The organism is Micromonospora sp. NPDC050686, from assembly GCF_040654475.1.
In the GTDB taxonomy this organism is placed as follows: domain Bacteria; phylum Actinomycetota; class Actinomycetes; order Mycobacteriales; family Micromonosporaceae; genus Micromonospora.
Map to the genome: position 1 here is coordinate 57,000 of NZ_JBFAID010000006.1, position 15,024 is coordinate 72,023.

The window sequence follows — 15,024 nt, forward strand, 5'->3', positions numbered from 1 at the left end:
GTGACGGTGCCGTCAGCTGGACACCGTCGTCGGGGCAGGCTCGCGATCCGCCGTCGACGCTGGCGGGGACGGGGGCGTGCCGGGTGGGTCTCGGCGGAAGTTGCGGGTGAGGCTGCCGATGATGGAGAAGCGTCCCTGGCTCTTGTTGTAGACGTCGAGCGCGACGGCCAGCAGCAGGACCAGGCCCTTGATGATCTGGACGCGGTCGGTGCCGACGCCCAGCAGTTGCAGGCCGTTGTTGAGCACGGCCATGACCAGACCACCGACGATGGAGCCACTGATGGTCCCGATGCCGCCGGAGACGGCCGCGCCGCCGATGAAGACCGCGGCGATCGCGTCCAGCTCCCAGCCGTTGCCGTCCTGCGGCCCGGAGGCCGCCGAGCGGGCCACGAAGATCATGCCGGCCAGCGCGGCCAGGGTCGACATGTTCATCATGACGAAGAAGTTGACCCGCTTGAGCTTCACACCGGAGAGCTCCGCGGCTCGCGAGTTGCCGCCGACCGCGTAGATGTGCCGGCCGCCGGCGGTGTTGCGGGTGTAGAAGGAGTACGCGAGCATCAGCGCGACCAGGATGATGCCGGAGACCGGGAAGCTGGTGCCGACCCGACCGCTGGCGAAGCGCAGCGTGACGAAGACGATCACGCCGACCATGACCGCCATCCGGAGCACCGAGATCCACATCGGGGCCGGGTCGGCGTCCATCTCCCGGCGGGTACGGCGGGCCTGGAACTCGCGCCACACCACGGCCACGCAGGCGGCCAGGCCGAGCAGCAGGGTCAGGTTGTTGTAGCCGGTGTTCGGCCCGACCTCGGGCAGGAACCCGGAGCCGATCACCCGGAAGCCCTCCGGCACCGGGATGGTGTTCGCGTTGCCGATGAACTGGTTGCCGCCCCGGAACAGCAGCATGCCGGCCAGCGTCACGATGAACGCCGGGACGCCGATGTAGGCGACCCAGAAGCCCTGCCAGGCGCCGATCGCCGCGCCGATCGCCAGCCCGAAGAGGATGGCCACCGGCCAGGGCAGCGACCACTCGAACATCGACTTGGCCACCAGGATGCCGGTGAAGGCCGCCACCGAACCGACCGACAGGTCGATGTGCCCGGCGACGATCACCATCAGCATGCCGATGGCCAGGATGAGGATGTACGAGTTCTGCTGGAACAAGGCGATCAGGTTGTCCGACCGCAGCGTCAGCCCGTCCGTCAGGATCTGGAACAGGACGACGATCGCCACCAGCGTGAAGATCATCCCGAACTGCCGGGCGTTCGACGTGGTGCCGCCGAAGAGGTTCTTCTGCAGGTCCTTGTAGCGGCTCATGCTGTCTGCATCCTCTTGGTCGAGGTCATCTGCTTCATGAGGGTCTCCGGGTCCGCGTCCTTCCGGGCGATCTCGCCGGTGATGGCGCCTTCGAAGACGGTGTAGATGCGGTCACAGAGCCCGATCAGCTCGGGCAGCTCCGAGGAGATGACGACGACGCCCTTCCCCTGGTCGGCGAGCCGCTGGATGATGGCGTAGATCTCGTACTTGGCGCCCACGTCGATGCCGCGGGTCGGCTCGTCGAGGATCAGCAGGTCCGGGTCCGTGAACATCCACTTCGCCAGGACGACCTTCTGCTGGTTGCCACCGGAGAGCTTGGAGACGCTCTCGTCCACCGTCGGGGCCTTGGTCCGCAACTCCCGGCGGTAGCCCTCGGCTGCCTTGTACTCGGCGACCTCGTCGAGCACGCCGTGCCGCGAGATCTTGGACAGCTTGGCCGCCACCGTGGACGCCTTGATGTCGTCGAGCAGGTTGAGGCCGATCGCCTTGCGGTCCTCGCTGACGTACGCGAGCCCGTGGGCGATCGCGTCCGCCACCGACTTCAGCACGATCTCCTTGCCGTCCTTGATGATCGTGCCGGACTCGTACACCCCGTAGGAGCGGCCGAAGACGCTCATCGCCAGTTCGGTGCGGCCGGCACCCATCAGGCCGGCGAAGCCGACGATCTCGCCGCGCCGGACCACGAAGCTCTCGTTCTTGCACACCTTGCGCTCGGCGGAGATCGGGTGCCGGACGTTCCAGTCGCGGACCTCGAAGAAAACCTCGCCGATCTTCGGGGTGTGGTCCGGGAACCGGCTGCTCAGCTCCCGGCCGACCATGCCCCGCACGATCCGGTCCTCGTCGACGCCGTCGGCCTTGACGTCCAGCGTCTCCACCGTCCGGCCGTCGCGCAGGATGGTGATCTGGTCGGCGATCGCCTCGATCTCGTTGAGCTTGTGCGAGATCATGATCGAGGTGATGCCGCGCGAGCGGAAGCCGCGCAGCAGGTCCAGCAGGTGCTGAGAGTCGGCCTCGTTCAGGGCGGCGGTCGGCTCGTCCAGGATGAGCAGCTTGACGTCCTTGGCGAACGCCTTGGCGATCTCCACCAGCTGCTGCTTGCCGACGCCGATGTCCCTGACCAGGGTGTCCGGGTCCTCCTGGAGGCCGACCCGGGCCATCAGGTCCAGCGCCATCCGGTTCGCGCCCTTCCAGTCGATCGCGCCGCGGCGCCGCGGCTCGTTGCCGAGGAAGATGTTCTCGGTGATCGACATGTTCGGGATGAGCGCGAGCTCCTGGTGGATGATCACGATCCCGGCCTGCTCGCTGGCCCGGATGTCCGAGAACCGGGTCTCCGCGCCCTGGTAGCGGATCTGCCCCTCGTACGAGCCGTACGGGTAGACCCCGCTGAGGACCTTCATCAGGGTGGACTTGCCGGCGCCGTTCTCGCCACAGATGGCGTGGATCTCTCCGGTGCGCACCACCAGGTTGACGTCGGAGAGAGCCTTGACACCGGGGAATTCCTTGGTGATGCGACGCATCTCCAAAAGGATGGGCGCGTCGCTCATCGTTCGCACCGCCTCGCCAACGTCATGGACTCCTCCGGAGGGGTCGAGGGCCTCGCAACGTTTTTTGTTGCCGTCGGCAACGTATTGCGGCCGGGACATGATCTGCAACCGCCAGGCAGAGCAATTTCGTAACAATGCGGCAATATGGGTGCCGCACCCTACCGCCAAGTAACCCCCGTCACAGCCCCGGCCCGCCCGACCCGGCCAAACACGCGTTGATCATGAAGTTGGCGGGGAAATGCCGACTCCCCCGCCAACACCATGATCGACATGACAGACCGTCAGCGGGCGGCGGTCGTTCGGCCGTCCGCGAGCGGCTCCTGGTCGGCTGGGAGGCCGGCGTGCGGCTGGGCAACCGGCAGGTCGGTGGCGGGGTTCGGGCCGTCGGGCCGGTCCAGTTGCCGCCACGCGGGGCTGAGCAGCGGCCACGCGGTCACCGCCAGGTACGCCCCACCGAACACCAGGGCGGCCACCACGAGTGAGGAGCTGTCGGTGAGCAACCCGGCGAGCAGGCCGCCCAGCGGGATCCCGCCCCAGGAGATCGCGTGCCCCAGCCCGAGCACCCGGGCCCGCAGCGCCGCCGGGATCCGCTCGTACGTCAGCGCGCCCAGGATCGGGTTGATCGCGGCCAGCCCGAGACCGGCCACGAACGAGATCAGGTAGACCGCCCAGAGCCGGTCCACCAGGGCGAGGGCCACGTACCGGGGCGCCCCGCCGAGCACGAAGCCCACCGCGAAGGTGGCGAACCTCGGCACCCGGGGGGCGAGCGCGGTGAAGACCACGTTCCCGAGCACCGCACCCACCGCGAACGTGGCGGAGAGCACGCCGAGCGCCGCCGGGGACCCGACCACCTCCCGCGCCCAGACCGGGGCGAGCACCGCACCGTACGCGGCGTCGGCCAGGTTGGTCACGAAGAGCAGCACGGTCACCACGCGGACCAGCCGGTCCCGCAGCAGGAACCGCAGCCCCTCCGCCAGCGAGGCGAGGTAGCCGGCGAGCCGGCCCGCAGGCGCCACGGCCGCCGAACCCGCCGCCGCCCTGGCCGGCACGACCGCCGGGTCCGCGGGAGGCCGCAGGGCGGCGGGCACCAGGGCGACCAGCACCAGACCGGCGAGCAGGAAGCTCGCCGCGTCCAGCGCCAGCACCGTCGGAGCGTCCAGCACCGCGATGAGTACACCGGCCAGCGGCGCGCCCAGCAGCGTGGCGAGCCGGCCCAGCCCGTCGTGCAGGGCGGTGGCCCGGGTGAGCGCCATCCCGGACACCGCCACCGCGTCCGGGAAGATGACACGCTTCGCCGTCTCGCCGAACCCGCGCAGCAGCCCCACCAGCGCGATCAGCGCGACCAGCAGGCCGAAATCGAGCCGCCCGGCGTGGTACAGCAGCGGCACGGCCACCAGCACCGCAGCGCTGGCCACGTCGGCCGACACGCTCGCCCGCCGGTGCCCGACCCGGTCCAGCAGCGGCCCGCCGAGCCCACAGGCCAGCACGTACGGCAGCATCTCGGCGAACGCGACCACCCCGGCCCGGCCCGCGCTGCCGGTGGTGGTCAGGGTGAACCAGGGCAGCGCCACCATGCTCATCCGGGTGCCGGTCAGCGAGATCAGCTCGGCGGCGAGCAGGCCGACCAGCGGGCCCCTGCGCCGGCTCACCGGTCCGCCCCCTCGCCGCGCCCCTCGTCCTCGGTGGGGCGGTCCTCCGCAGGGCGCAGGAAGGGCATCACCTGGGCCTGCACCATCACGGACTCGGCGTCGGCCGGCGCCTCGACGTCCGGGGCGTCGCGCCGGTAGCTCTCCAGCAGGGCGAACAGCCGGCCGTGCAGTTCGGCCGCCTCGGTGGTGGTGAGCCGCAGCCGCCAGTTGCTGAGCGTGAAGGTTTCTCTCCACGCGGGGGGCAGCGCCGGCAGCTCGCCCAACCAGCGGTCGACCCGCTCGGCGTACGCCGCCGCCACGGCCCGCAGGTAGGTCTCCGTCTCGACCGGCGCGGCCTGCCCCACGTCGCCCTCCAGCACGGTGTTGCGGTGCGCCGCGCGCCACCAGCGCTCCCGGCCGGCGGCCCGGCCGGGATCCTCCTCGACGAAGCCGTACTGGGCGAGCTGGCGCAGGTGGTAGCTGGTGGCGCCGGTGGACTGGCCGAGCCGCACGGCGAGCAGTGTCGCGGTGGCCGGGCCCTGCTCGCGGAGCAGGTTGAGCATGCGCACCCGCAGCGGGTGGGCGAGCCCCCGCAGCGAGGTCGCGTCCGGCCGGATCTCTTGAGGCGTCATGTGTCGCAACATACCTTTGCAAAGACGTCTTTGCAAAGAGTTCTTGGTAATGAGGAATTGCGGGTGCGCCGGTGAACCGATCGGCGGGCGGGGCCGTACCAGTGGGCGACGGGCGGCCGGTGGCCGCCGGGTCGATCAGGTCAGGCCCGCCAGGAGGAGGCACCGCAGGATGGCACCGCTGGATTCCGTACGTCGTCGACCCGGGCACCGGCTCCGCCGGGCGGCCGTCCTGCTCGTGGCGGTACTGGCCGGTCTGGGCGCGCTGCCCGGCGCGGCGGTGGCGGCGCCCGGGGCCCAGCTCAACGCCGCCGACATGACCCTGCTCAACGGCGTACGGCTGGCCGGGCTCTGGGAGATGCCGGCCGGGCAGATGGCGGCCGAGAAGGGCCAGTCGGCCAAGGTCCGCGAGATCGGCGCGGAGATCTCCCGGCAGCACGGCGTCCTCGACCAACTGGTGGTGGACGCCGCCAACAAGCTGGGAACGACCCTGCCGACCGACCCGACCGCCGAGCAGAAGGGGTGGCTGGGCGAGATGCAGGAGGCCCGGGGCGCCCAGTTCGACCAGATCTTCGTCACCCGGCTGCGGGTCGCGCACGGCAAGATCTTCCCGGTGATCGGGGCGGTCCGGGCCAGCACCCGCGACCCGATCGTGCGCAAGCTCGCCGAGGAGGCGAACAAGTTCGTCGGTGACCACATGACGATGCTGGAGAGCACCGGTCTGGTCCGCTGGCAGCAACTCCCGCCGGCGGCGCTGCCGCCCGCGCAGAGCGACTCGCTGCTGGCCGCCGCCCGGGCCGGCGCCCCCGTCGGCCCGTCGACCGGGGTCAGCACCACGGTCGTGTGGTTGGTCTTCCTCGCCGCCCTGGGCACCGCCGGCCTGGCCACCTACCGGGTGCTGCGACGCGGCTGACCCCGCCCCGGCCGGGTCAGCGGTCGACCTGGGTGAAGTCCCAGGAGTGCGGCGGCCGGGCGAGCAGCGTCGCCGGCGGGTCGGGCAGCGGGCGCGGGTTGCTCCGCCACTTGGAGATCACCACCACCCGGTGATCGGTGGCGGAGAAGACCTCGCTGGACAGGTGCAACGGGTCGTGCTCGAAATCGGGCAGCGCGGTGTCGCACACCCAGCTGATCAGGTCGGCGAAGCCGTAGGGCTCGGCCCGCGCCTCCCACATCCGTACGATCACGGCACCCTCCCCCGGCTCAGACACTGACCACGGTGAGCGGCATGGCCGAGTCGGCCGGCAGGTCCAGCCGGCTCGGGGCGACCCCCGCGGCGACCAGGTGCGAGCCGAGCGCGGCCACCATCGCGCCGTTGTCGGTGCAGAGCTTCGGCCGAGGCACCCGGACCCGGATGCCGTACTTCTCGGCCCGCTGCTCGGCCATCGCCCGTAGCCGCGAGTTCGCCGCCACGCCCCCGCCGATGACCAGCGTCTCGATGCCGTCGGCCCGGCAGGCGGCCAGCGCCTTGGCGGTGAGCACGTCGCAGACCGCCTCCTGGAACGAGGCCGCCACGTCGGCCACCGGCACCGGCTCGCCGGCCCGCTGCCGCGCCTCCACCCAGCGGGCGACCGCGGTCTTGAGGCCGGAGAAGGAGAAGTCGTACCGGTGGGCGGCGAGGTCCTTGGCCGCGGTGAGGCCGCGCGGGAAGGCGATCGCGGCGGCGTCCCCGGCCCGCGCCTCGCGGTCGATCGGCGGGCCGCCCGGGAACGGCAGGCCGAGCAGCCGGGCCACCTTGTCGAACGCCTCCCCGGCGGCGTCGTCGATGGTGGCCCCGAGCGGCGTCACGCCGGTGGCCAGGTCGTCGACCCGCAGCAGCGAGGAGTGGCCGCCGGAGACCAGCAGCGCGATCGCCGGCTCGGGCAGCGGGCCGTGTTCCAGGGTGTCCACGGCGACGTGCGCGGCGAGGTGGTTGACCCCGTACACCGGCTTCTCGGCGGCGAGCGCGTAGCCCTTCGCCGCGGCCACGCCGACCAGCAGCGCGCCGGCCAGCCCGGGACCGGAGGTGACGGCGATCGCGTCGACGTCGGCGATCGTCACCCCGGCCTCCTTGAGGGCCCGGTCCATGGTCGGCACGATCGCCTCCAGGTGGGCGCGGCTGGCCACCTCGGGCACCACCCCGCCGAACCGGGCGTGCTCCTCGACGCTGGAGGCGAGCGCGTCGGCGAGCAGGGTGTGCCCGCGCACGATGCCGACGCCGGTCTCGTCGCAGGAGGTCTCGATGCCCAGGATCAGGGGTTCGTCAGCCATCGCCTATCCGTCCGTCCCGCGCCGCATGATCAGCGCGTCGGTGTTGCTCGGTTGGTAGTAGCCGCGGCGCACGCCGATCGGTTCGAAGCCGTAGGCCGCGTACAGCTTCTGCGCCGGCGCGTTGTCGGCGGCGACCTCCAGCAGCACGTTCGGGGCACGGCGCCGGGCCGCCTCGGCGAGCAGCGCCTCCAGCAGCGTCCGGCCCAGGCCGCGCCGCTGGGCGTCGCGGCGCACCGCGATGTTCTGCACCCACGCCTCGTCGGCCTGCACGGTGAGCCCCGCGTAGCCCAACACCGCCCCGCCGTCGTCGGTGGCGACCAGATAGAAGTGACCGTTGGCCAGTTCGTTCCAGAACATCGCCGCCGACCACTGCTCGGCGCCGAAGAGGTCCGCCTCGATCGGCAGCACCTGCTCGACGTGCCACCAACGGAACCGCTCCAGCCGCACCGGCGGACGGCTCACGGCAGGACCGGCTTGCGGCCGGTCGCCGCCACGGCGTCCGGGCGACGCAGGTAGAGCGGGGTCAGCGGCTCCGTCGCCGCGCCCGCCCGAATCCGCTCCGCGGCCAGCCGGGCCAGCGCCGCCGGGTCCGGGTAGCGCGGCTCGTCCCGCACCGGCAGGCCGAGGACGTCGGCGTACCGCTGGGCGCCGTCCCCCACCGCGACGGTGACCGCGAGCCCGCGGGCCCGCTCGGCGACGACCGCCGGGCCGTCCACGTCCGGGCCGACGATCCGCTGCCCGGCACCGTCGTAGACCGCCCAGTAGATCTCCCTGCGCCGGGCGTCGGTGGCCGCCAGGACCGGTTCGCCGGCCGCCGCCGGGTGGCCGACACCGTCCAGCGAGCAGACGCCGTACGTGGGGATGCCGAGCACCTGTCCCATGGTCGCGGCGGTGACCAGCCCCACCCGCAGCCCGGTGAACGGGCCCGGGCCGAGCCCGGCGACCACGGCGGTCAGGTCGGCGGCCTGGGCGCCGGCGTCCGCCAGCACCGCGTCGACCTGCGGGGCGAGCAGCTCACCGTGGGCGCGGGCGTCGACCGTGCAGCGGTGCGCGCGCAGCGCGACGCCGTCCACCGAGACCTCCGCCAGCGCCGCGGTCACCGCGGGGGTCGAGGAATCCACCACGAGTACGAGCACGGTATGCCAGCGTAGCCGCCCACCGGTTACCACCCGTGACGCCCCCGGCCCGCCGGCCCGCCTGCCGGACCCGGACTCACGCTCGGTAGTCCCCGCCCCGGCATGAATGCGATTGAGCTTGATACCCGAGAGTCATTTTGATGACTCTCAGGTATCAGACTCACGGCGGTGTGGGCCAGGATTCCGGGATGCCCGAGTCCCGCCTGAGCACCATGCTGAGCACGGTGATCCGTCAGCAGCGGCAGCTCCGCGAGCTGAACCAGCGCCAACTGGCCGAGTTGGCCGGGGTCAGTCAGGCCACGGTCGCCCGGGTCGAACGCGGGGACCGTTCCCCCAGCCTGCCGGCGCTCGAACGGTTGCTGGCCGCGATGCAGGTGCAGCTCACCGTCGACGTGGAACCACTCGACGCCCATCTCGACGCCCGGCTGGCCGAGCATGCCTCCCGACCGCTCGCCGAGGTGATCGACGACCTCGGGCTGGACCGGCTCCTCGACCGGCTGGGCGACCTGCCGAACCTGCTCACCGGCGCGACCGCGGCGGTGCTCCAGGGCGCGCCGGTGCCGGCCGAGGCGGTCGAGATCGCCCTGCGCTGGCGCGACTCGGCCCGGTTCACCAGCTGGCTGGAGGCCGGTTACGCGCAACGGTGGAACGCCCGATGGGCCGAGTGGGGCGGGGTGCACATCGAGCCGGAGGAGCCCGGCGAGCACCGGTGGCTGACCAAGCACGGCGAGATCCGGGCGCAGATGTGCGCCGAGCTGCCGGAGGGCATCGAGGTGCGACACGGCGGGCGCGGCTACCGGGTGGTGCCGCTGGTGCAGGTGGAGCTGACCGATCCGCGGGCGGCCGACCTGCTGCGCCGCCACCGGCAGCGGCAGCAGGCCGGCTGAGCCGGGTCAGCCGGCGGTGCGCTCCCAGTCGATCGTGGGCAGCCCGGCGTCGGCGAGGGCCTTGTTGGCCGCGCTGAACGGGCGGCTGCCGAGGAAGCCGCGCGGATTCATCGGGCTGGGATGGCCGGCCTCCAGCACCACGTGCCGCGGGTTGGTGACCAGGGCGGCCTTCTTGCGGGCGTAACCGCCCCAGAGCAGGAACACCACCCGCTGGTCCAGGGCGTCGAGGGCGCGGATGGTGGCGTCGGTGAACTCCTCCCAGCCGGAGTTGGCGTGCGACCCGGGCGTGGCCTGGCGGACGGTGAGCACCGCGTTGAGCAGCAGCACGCCCTGCGCCGCCCAGCCGTCCAGGTTGCCGCTGCGCGGCTTCGGCACGCCGAGATCCTCGCCCAGCTCCTTGAAGACGTTGCGCAGCGACGGCGGGACGCTCACCCCCTCCCGGACGCTGAAGCTCAGCCCGTGCGCCTGCCCGGCCTTGTGGTACGGATCCTGTCCCAGGATCAGCACCCGGCACTGCTCCAGCCCGCACCGCCGGTAGGCGGAGAAGAGGTCCTCGACCGGCGGGAAGACGGTCTGTGTCGCGTATTCCCGGGCGACGAACTCGGCCAGGGCCCCGGTACGGGCCGGGTCGAGGTGCGGGGCGAGCGCGGCGTGCCACGCCTCCGGGAGCAGCGCAAGCAGGTCGAGCGTGGGGGCGTCGTCGGGCATCGGCAACCTTTCGCCTGTCGGGACCGTCCCGGGAAGACTAGGCAGCCGGTCCGACAAACCTCAGCCGAGGGCCGTCAGCCGTACCGCCCAGTCGCCGCCGACCGGCTCCAGCTCCACCACCCGGGTGTCGTCGTCGCGGCGGTCGATGCGGACCCGCAGGTGGGCGTCGGCGAGCTGCTCGACCATGCCCTCACCCCACTCGACCACGGTCACCGAGTCGTCCACCGAGGCGTCCAGGTCCAGGTCGTCGATCTCCGCCCGCGGGTCGGCGGCGTCGCCCAGCCGGTACGCGTCGGCGTGCACCAGCGCCACCCGGCCGCCGCGGTCCGGGTCCGGCCGGTGCACCCGGGCGATGACGAAGGTGGGCGAGGTGATGTCGCCCCGTACGTGCAGGCCGGCGCCGATGCCCTGGGTCAGCGCGGTCTTGCCGGCGCCCAGCGGACCGGTGAGCAACAGCAGGTCGCCGGGGCGCAGCAGGCGGGCCAGCCGGCGGCCGAACCCCTGGGTGTCGGCCGCGGTGGGCAGCTCGACGACGTGACTCACAATCCCTCCAGGAACCTCGTCAGCGCGGCGTTGACCTGGTCCGCGTGCTCCAGCATCACCACGTGACCACTTTCGTGGATCTTGACCGCCGCAGCGTGCGGCAGCCGTCGCACGATCTCGTCGGAGTGGGCGGCCGGGATGATCAGATCCTTGTCACCCACCACCACCAGCACCGGCGTGCCGGCCAGCGCGGCCAGCGCCGGCAGCCGCGAGTGGGTGGCCAGCGTCCGAAGGTAGCGGGTCACCGTGTCGGCCGAGGTCCGGGAGTTCATCGTCTCGACGTACGAGACCAGCGCCGGGCTGGGCTTCGGCGTGCCGAACCCGAGCCGGCGGGTGAGCAGCCAGGCCACGTTCTGCGTCGACCTGCGGGCGTGCTCGATCACCGTGCCGCCGTACCGGGTGGCGTTGTTGACCATGTAGAGCACCGGCGCGCCGACCCGGCTGAGCAGCGCCGGAGCCACCAGCCTGCTCTCCGCCAGCAGGCCGCCCGAGGTCGCCATCAGCACCGTGCCGACCACCCGGTCGCCGAACAGCTCGCCGAACAGCTCGGCGAACGCCATGATGGTCATCCCGCCCATCGAGTGACCGACCAGCACCAGCGGCCCCTCCGGGGTGGTCGCGTCGATCACCCGGCGCAGCGTGCGGCCGAGCCGTTCGAGGTCGTACTCCCCGGTCTCCAGCCGGCCGGACCGGCCGTGCCCCGGCTGGTCGTACGCGACGATCCGGTAGTCGCCGCGCTCGGTGAGCAGCTTGCGCTGGAAGTGGAACGTCCCCATGTCCAGGCAGAATCCGTGCACGAACACCACGGTCGGGTGCCCCTCGACCGGCTGCCTCGGCTCCACCACCTCGACGTGGATGTCGGTGCCGTCCGGCATCTCCAGCCGGTACGCCTCGTCGTAGGGCAGGTCGCCGAAGACCTCGTGCGCGTACGGGTCGGTCGGGTCGGCCTTGAGCCGGCGGACCAGGGCGCGCTCGCTGGCCACGCCGGCGGCGAGCCCGGCGGCGGCCACGCCGACCGCGGCCCCGACCACCCCGGCGACCCGGCCGGCGGCGGTCCGTGGCCGCGGCACGCGGAACCGGCGCGCCGAGCTCATCGCGCCACCTGAGCTGCTCGGCCCGAACGGCGGCGGCAGGACTGCGGGGCTCGCAACCCCGGCTCACTCCTCGCGCTCACGGGGCCACCTCGGTTCGCGACTGCGGGGCTCGCAAACCCGGCTCACTCCTCGCGCTCACGGGGCCACCTCGGTTCGCGACTGCGGGGCTCGCAACCCCGGCTCACTCCTCCCGCTCACGGGCGCTCGCCGTCGTAGACCCTGGGCACCCGGCTGCCGCCGAACCGGGTGACGATCTCGTAGTTGATGGTGCCGACCGCCTCGGCCCAGTCGTCGGCGAGCGGCTCACCGTGCTCGCCGCTGCCGAACAGGGTCGCCACCTCCCCCGCGGCCACCGGGTCGTCGCCGCAGTCGAGCACGAACTGGTCCATGCAGACCCGGCCGGAGATGGTCCGCCGCACCTCGCCGAGCTGCACCGGGCCGACGTTGGAGGCGTGCCGGGGCACCCCGTCGGCGTAGCCGAGCGGGACCACGGCCAGGTTCGCCTCCCGGGCGGTGGTGTAGGTGTGGCCGTACGAGACGCCGGTGCCCTCCGGCACCCGCTTGGTGAGCGTCACCCGGGCCCGGGCGGTCATCGCCGGGCGCAGCCCGAACCGCTCCCCGGTGATCGGGGACAGTCCGTAGCAGGCGATGCCGGGGCGGACCAGGTCGAAGTGGGTGTCCGGGCGGGTCAGCGTGGCGGCCGAGTTGGCCAGGTGCCGGTAGCGGGGACGCAGCCCGGCCCGCTCGACCATGGCCAGGCCCTCGTGGAAGACGGCGAGCTGGCGGTCCGTGGTGGGGTGGCCGGGCATGTCCGCGTACACGAGGTGGCTCCACACGCCGACCACCTCGACCAGGCCGTCGGCCTGAGCCTTCGCGGCGGCCTCCAGCAGCACCGGCCAGTCGGCGACGGTGGCGCCGCCGCGGGACAGCCCTGTGTCGATCTTGAGATGCAGCCGGGCCGGGCGGTCCGCCCGGCGGCTCGCCTCGATCATCTCGTCCAGCAGGGGCAGGCTCGCCACCCCCAGGTCGACGCCGGCGGCGACCCCCTCGTGCAGCGGCAGCCCGGGCGCGAGCAGCCAGGCCAGCACCGGCGCGGTGATCCCGGCCCGGCGCAGCCCGAGCGCCTCGTCCAGGGTGCAGACGCCGAGCCAGTCCGCCCCGGCGTCCAGCGCGGCCCGGGCGGACGGGACCATGCCGTGGCCGTAGCCGTCCGCCTTCACCACCGCCATCAGCTCGGCGCTGGTGCCCGCCCTCAGCCGGGCCACGTTGTCACGGATCGCGTCGAGGTCGACGCGTACCTCGGCCTGCCACATGGCCCCAGCCTACTTCCCGGTAGATCACCTCGGCCCGGAGCGGTGCGTTCCGGCCAGCCGACCGACCACCGGCCGTAGCGCGGTCGCCACGTCGGGTGCGGTCACCGGGCCGCCCCGGGCCGCCTCCCGGCCGGCCAGCCCGTGCAGATACGCCGCCGCGGCCGCCGCCCGCTCCGGCGCCACCCCGGCCGCCAGCAGCGAGCCGAGCAGGCCGGCCAGCACGTCGCCGGTGCCCCCGGTGGCCAGCGCCGGGGTGCCGGTCGGGTTGACGTACGCCCGGCCGGCCGGCGTGCCGACGACCGTGCGGTCCCCCTTGAGCAGCACCACCGCGTTCATCCAGGCGGCCAGCCGCAGCGCGGCCCCGACCCGGTCCGCGCCCGGCTGCTCGCCGCAGAGCCGGGCGTACTCCCGGTCGTGCGGGGTGACCACGATCGGCGCCTCCCGGTCCCGCAGCCGGTCGGCCATCTTCCCGTCCACCAGCATGGTCAGCGCGTCCGCGTCGAGCACCACCGGCACCGGCGCGGCGAGCACCGCGCGCAGCTCGGCGGCGGCCTCCTCGCCGGTGCCCAGCCCGGAGCCGCAGACCCACGCCTGCACCCGGCCGGCGTCGGCCACCCGCCCGGTGGCGATCACCGACGGATGCTGGTGCAGCACCTCCGCCCGGGCGCCGCCCGCGTAGCGGACCAGGCCGGTCGGCCCGGCCAGCGCGCCGCCGACCGAGAGCACCCCCGCGCCCGGGTACGTCGCCGAGCCGGTCGCCACCCCGACCACGCCCCGGGTGTACTTCTCCGCCGACGCGCCCAGCTCGGGCCACCACCGCTCGACGTCGGACCCCTCGACGACCTGGAGCGCCGGCGTACCGCGCAGCCACGGCCCGAGCCCGATGTCGACCAGCTCGACCTGGCCGGCCAGCGCCGCTGCCGGACCCACCACCAGGGCGGGCTTCAGCGCGCCGAAGGCCACCGTCACGTCGGCGGAGACCGCGCCGGGCCGGCCGGCGGCGGTCGGCGGCACGTGCCCGGTGTCCACCGCGACGCCGCTCGGCACGTCCACCGCGACCACCGTGGCCCGGGCGCCGTCCCGCCCGCAGCGGTCGGCGAGGCTCGCGGCGAGCTGCTCGGCGGTCTCCCGCAGCCCGCCCCGCCCGCCGATGCCGACGATCCCGTCGAGCACCAGGTCGACGGTGGCCGGCGGCCGGTCCACCAGCCGCCCACCGGCGGCGCGCAACGCGGCCAGCCCCTCGGCGTGCGCCCGCCCCGGAGTGGTCGGCAGCGCCGCCACGGCCGCCCCGCGGCGGGCCAGCAGCGCGCCCGCGTAGAGCGCGTCGCCGCCGTTGTCGCCGGCGCCGACCAGCAGCAGCACCCGCGCGCCGTACACCCCGCCCCGGTCGGCGAGCAGCAGCGCGCAGCGGCGGGCCAGGCCGGCCGCCGCGCGCTTCATCAGCGCCCCCGGCGGCAGGGTCGCCATCAGGCCCGCCTCCGCCGCGCGTACGTCCGCGACCCGCCACACCGGCTTCATGCCACCCGTCCCGTCCCCCGGGCGGGCCGCGGCCCGCCGGCCCGTCAACGCTCCGCCACCACCATGGCCGAGGCGATCCCGCCGTCGTGCGACAACGAGAGATGCCAGCGGTTCACCCCGCGGTCGGCCGCCGCGGCGGCCACCGTGCCGGACACGGTCAGCCAGGGCCGGCCGTCCGGGTCGGGCACGATCTCGCAGTCGTGCCAGCTCAGCCCGGCCGGCGCGCCGAGCGCCTTGACCACCGCCTCCTTGGCCGCGAACCGGGCGGCCAGCGACTCCGGGGAGCGCGGGTTGCCCGAGCGGGTGAACCGCTCCGCCTCGGTGAACAGCCGCTCCGCCAGCAACGGGGTGCGCTCCAGCGCGCGGGTGAACCGCGCCACCAGGACCACGTCGATGCCGACCGCGACGATCACGAAAGCCACCCTACCGGCGCGCGGGGCCGGAGATTAGCCGCCGGATC

16 protein-coding genes are annotated in these 15,024 nt (G+C 73.5%); 2 read left to right on the forward strand and 14 right to left on the reverse strand.

Annotated features, from left to right (window positions below; all coding sequences use genetic code 11):
• Positions 1-12 precede the first annotated feature (12 nt).
• From mmsB to AB0H57_RS07800, 4 genes are all read right to left on the reverse strand, one after another.
• The gene (mmsB, locus tag AB0H57_RS07785; protein ID WP_357503821.1) at positions 13-1,317 is read right to left on the reverse strand and encodes a multiple monosaccharide ABC transporter permease; all 1,305 of its coding nucleotides are present in this window, start codon (positions 1,315-1,317) and stop codon (positions 13-15) included.
• Positions 1,314-2,861, reverse strand: a complete 1,548-nt coding sequence (gene mmsA / locus AB0H57_RS07790; RefSeq protein ID WP_357503823.1) for a multiple monosaccharide ABC transporter ATP-binding protein — start codon at positions 2,859-2,861, stop codon at positions 1,314-1,316. The genes mmsB and mmsA overlap by 4 nt, the downstream gene beginning before the upstream one ends.
• 281 nt (positions 2,862-3,142) lie before the next feature.
• Entirely contained in the window at positions 3,143-4,510 is a 1,368-nt protein-coding gene (locus tag AB0H57_RS07795) for an MFS transporter (protein ID WP_357503825.1), read from the reverse strand.
• Positions 4,507-5,121 (reverse strand): winged helix-turn-helix domain-containing protein, encoded by a 615-nt coding sequence (locus AB0H57_RS07800; protein ID WP_357503827.1) that lies wholly within the window; start codon positions 5,119-5,121, stop codon positions 4,507-4,509. The genes AB0H57_RS07795 and AB0H57_RS07800 overlap by 4 nt, the downstream gene beginning before the upstream one ends.
• A gap of 169 nt (positions 5,122-5,290) precedes the next feature.
• On the opposite strand from AB0H57_RS07800, the gene AB0H57_RS07805 reads away from it, so the two are divergent.
• Positions 5,291-6,031, forward strand: a complete 741-nt coding sequence (locus tag AB0H57_RS07805; protein WP_357503829.1) for a DUF4142 domain-containing protein — start codon at positions 5,291-5,293, stop codon at positions 6,029-6,031.
• A gap of 16 nt (positions 6,032-6,047) precedes the next feature.
• Here the strand turns inward: AB0H57_RS07805 and AB0H57_RS07810 are convergent, their stop codons facing one another.
• The 4 genes from AB0H57_RS07810 to tsaB are packed head-to-tail and all read right to left on the reverse strand — an operon-like array spanning position 6,048 to position 8,501.
• On the reverse strand, positions 6,048-6,302 hold the full coding sequence (locus AB0H57_RS07810; RefSeq protein ID WP_222956376.1) for a hypothetical protein: 255 nt from the start codon (positions 6,300-6,302) through the stop codon (positions 6,048-6,050).
• A gap of 16 nt (positions 6,303-6,318) precedes the next feature.
• Positions 6,319-7,365, reverse strand: coding sequence for a tRNA (adenosine(37)-N6)-threonylcarbamoyltransferase complex transferase subunit TsaD (tsaD, locus tag AB0H57_RS07815; protein ID WP_357503831.1), 1,047 nt, complete (start codon positions 7,363-7,365; stop codon positions 6,319-6,321).
• Between the two features lie 3 nt (positions 7,366-7,368).
• Positions 7,369-7,812 carry a ribosomal protein S18-alanine N-acetyltransferase gene (gene rimI / locus AB0H57_RS07820; RefSeq protein ID WP_357504000.1) on the reverse strand — a complete coding sequence of 148 codons (444 nt, stop codon included), beginning with the start codon at positions 7,810-7,812 and terminating at the stop codon, positions 7,369-7,371.
• Positions 7,813-7,823: 11 nt separating this feature from the next.
• A complete protein-coding gene (gene tsaB, locus AB0H57_RS07825) occupies positions 7,824-8,501 on the reverse strand; it encodes a tRNA (adenosine(37)-N6)-threonylcarbamoyltransferase complex dimerization subunit type 1 TsaB (RefSeq protein WP_357503833.1) in 678 nt (225 codons plus the stop codon).
• A gap of 188 nt (positions 8,502-8,689) precedes the next feature.
• On the opposite strand from tsaB, the gene AB0H57_RS07830 reads away from it, so the two are divergent.
• Positions 8,690-9,388: a helix-turn-helix transcriptional regulator gene (locus AB0H57_RS07830; RefSeq protein WP_357503835.1), complete on the forward strand. Its 699-nt coding sequence runs from the start codon at positions 8,690-8,692 to the stop codon at positions 9,386-9,388.
• 6 nt (positions 9,389-9,394) lie between these two features.
• On the opposite strand, the gene ung is transcribed toward AB0H57_RS07830, so the two are convergent.
• From ung to AB0H57_RS07860, 6 genes are all read right to left on the reverse strand, one after another.
• Entirely contained in the window at positions 9,395-10,096 is a 702-nt protein-coding gene (gene ung / locus AB0H57_RS07835) for a uracil-DNA glycosylase (RefSeq protein WP_357503837.1), read from the reverse strand.
• A gap of 60 nt (positions 10,097-10,156) precedes the next feature.
• Complete coding sequence (gene tsaE / locus AB0H57_RS07840) at positions 10,157-10,639, reverse strand: tRNA (adenosine(37)-N6)-threonylcarbamoyltransferase complex ATPase subunit type 1 TsaE (protein WP_357503839.1); 483 nt, start codon at positions 10,637-10,639, stop codon at positions 10,157-10,159.
• Entirely contained in the window at positions 10,636-11,733 is a 1,098-nt protein-coding gene (locus AB0H57_RS07845; RefSeq protein WP_357503841.1) for an alpha/beta hydrolase, read from the reverse strand. Before AB0H57_RS07845 ends, tsaE begins: the two co-directional genes overlap by 4 nt.
• Positions 11,734-11,927: 194 nt before the next feature.
• Complete coding sequence (gene alr, locus AB0H57_RS07850) at positions 11,928-13,046, reverse strand: alanine racemase (RefSeq protein ID WP_357503843.1); 1,119 nt, start codon at positions 13,044-13,046, stop codon at positions 11,928-11,930.
• 24 nt (positions 13,047-13,070) lie between these two features.
• Complete coding sequence (locus AB0H57_RS07855) at positions 13,071-14,564, reverse strand: NAD(P)H-hydrate dehydratase (RefSeq protein WP_357503845.1); 1,494 nt, start codon at positions 14,562-14,564, stop codon at positions 13,071-13,073.
• A gap of 44 nt (positions 14,565-14,608) precedes the next feature.
• Positions 14,609-14,977, reverse strand: a complete 369-nt coding sequence (locus AB0H57_RS07860; RefSeq protein WP_357503847.1) for a holo-ACP synthase — start codon at positions 14,975-14,977, stop codon at positions 14,609-14,611.
• Positions 14,978-15,024 lie beyond the last annotated feature (47 nt).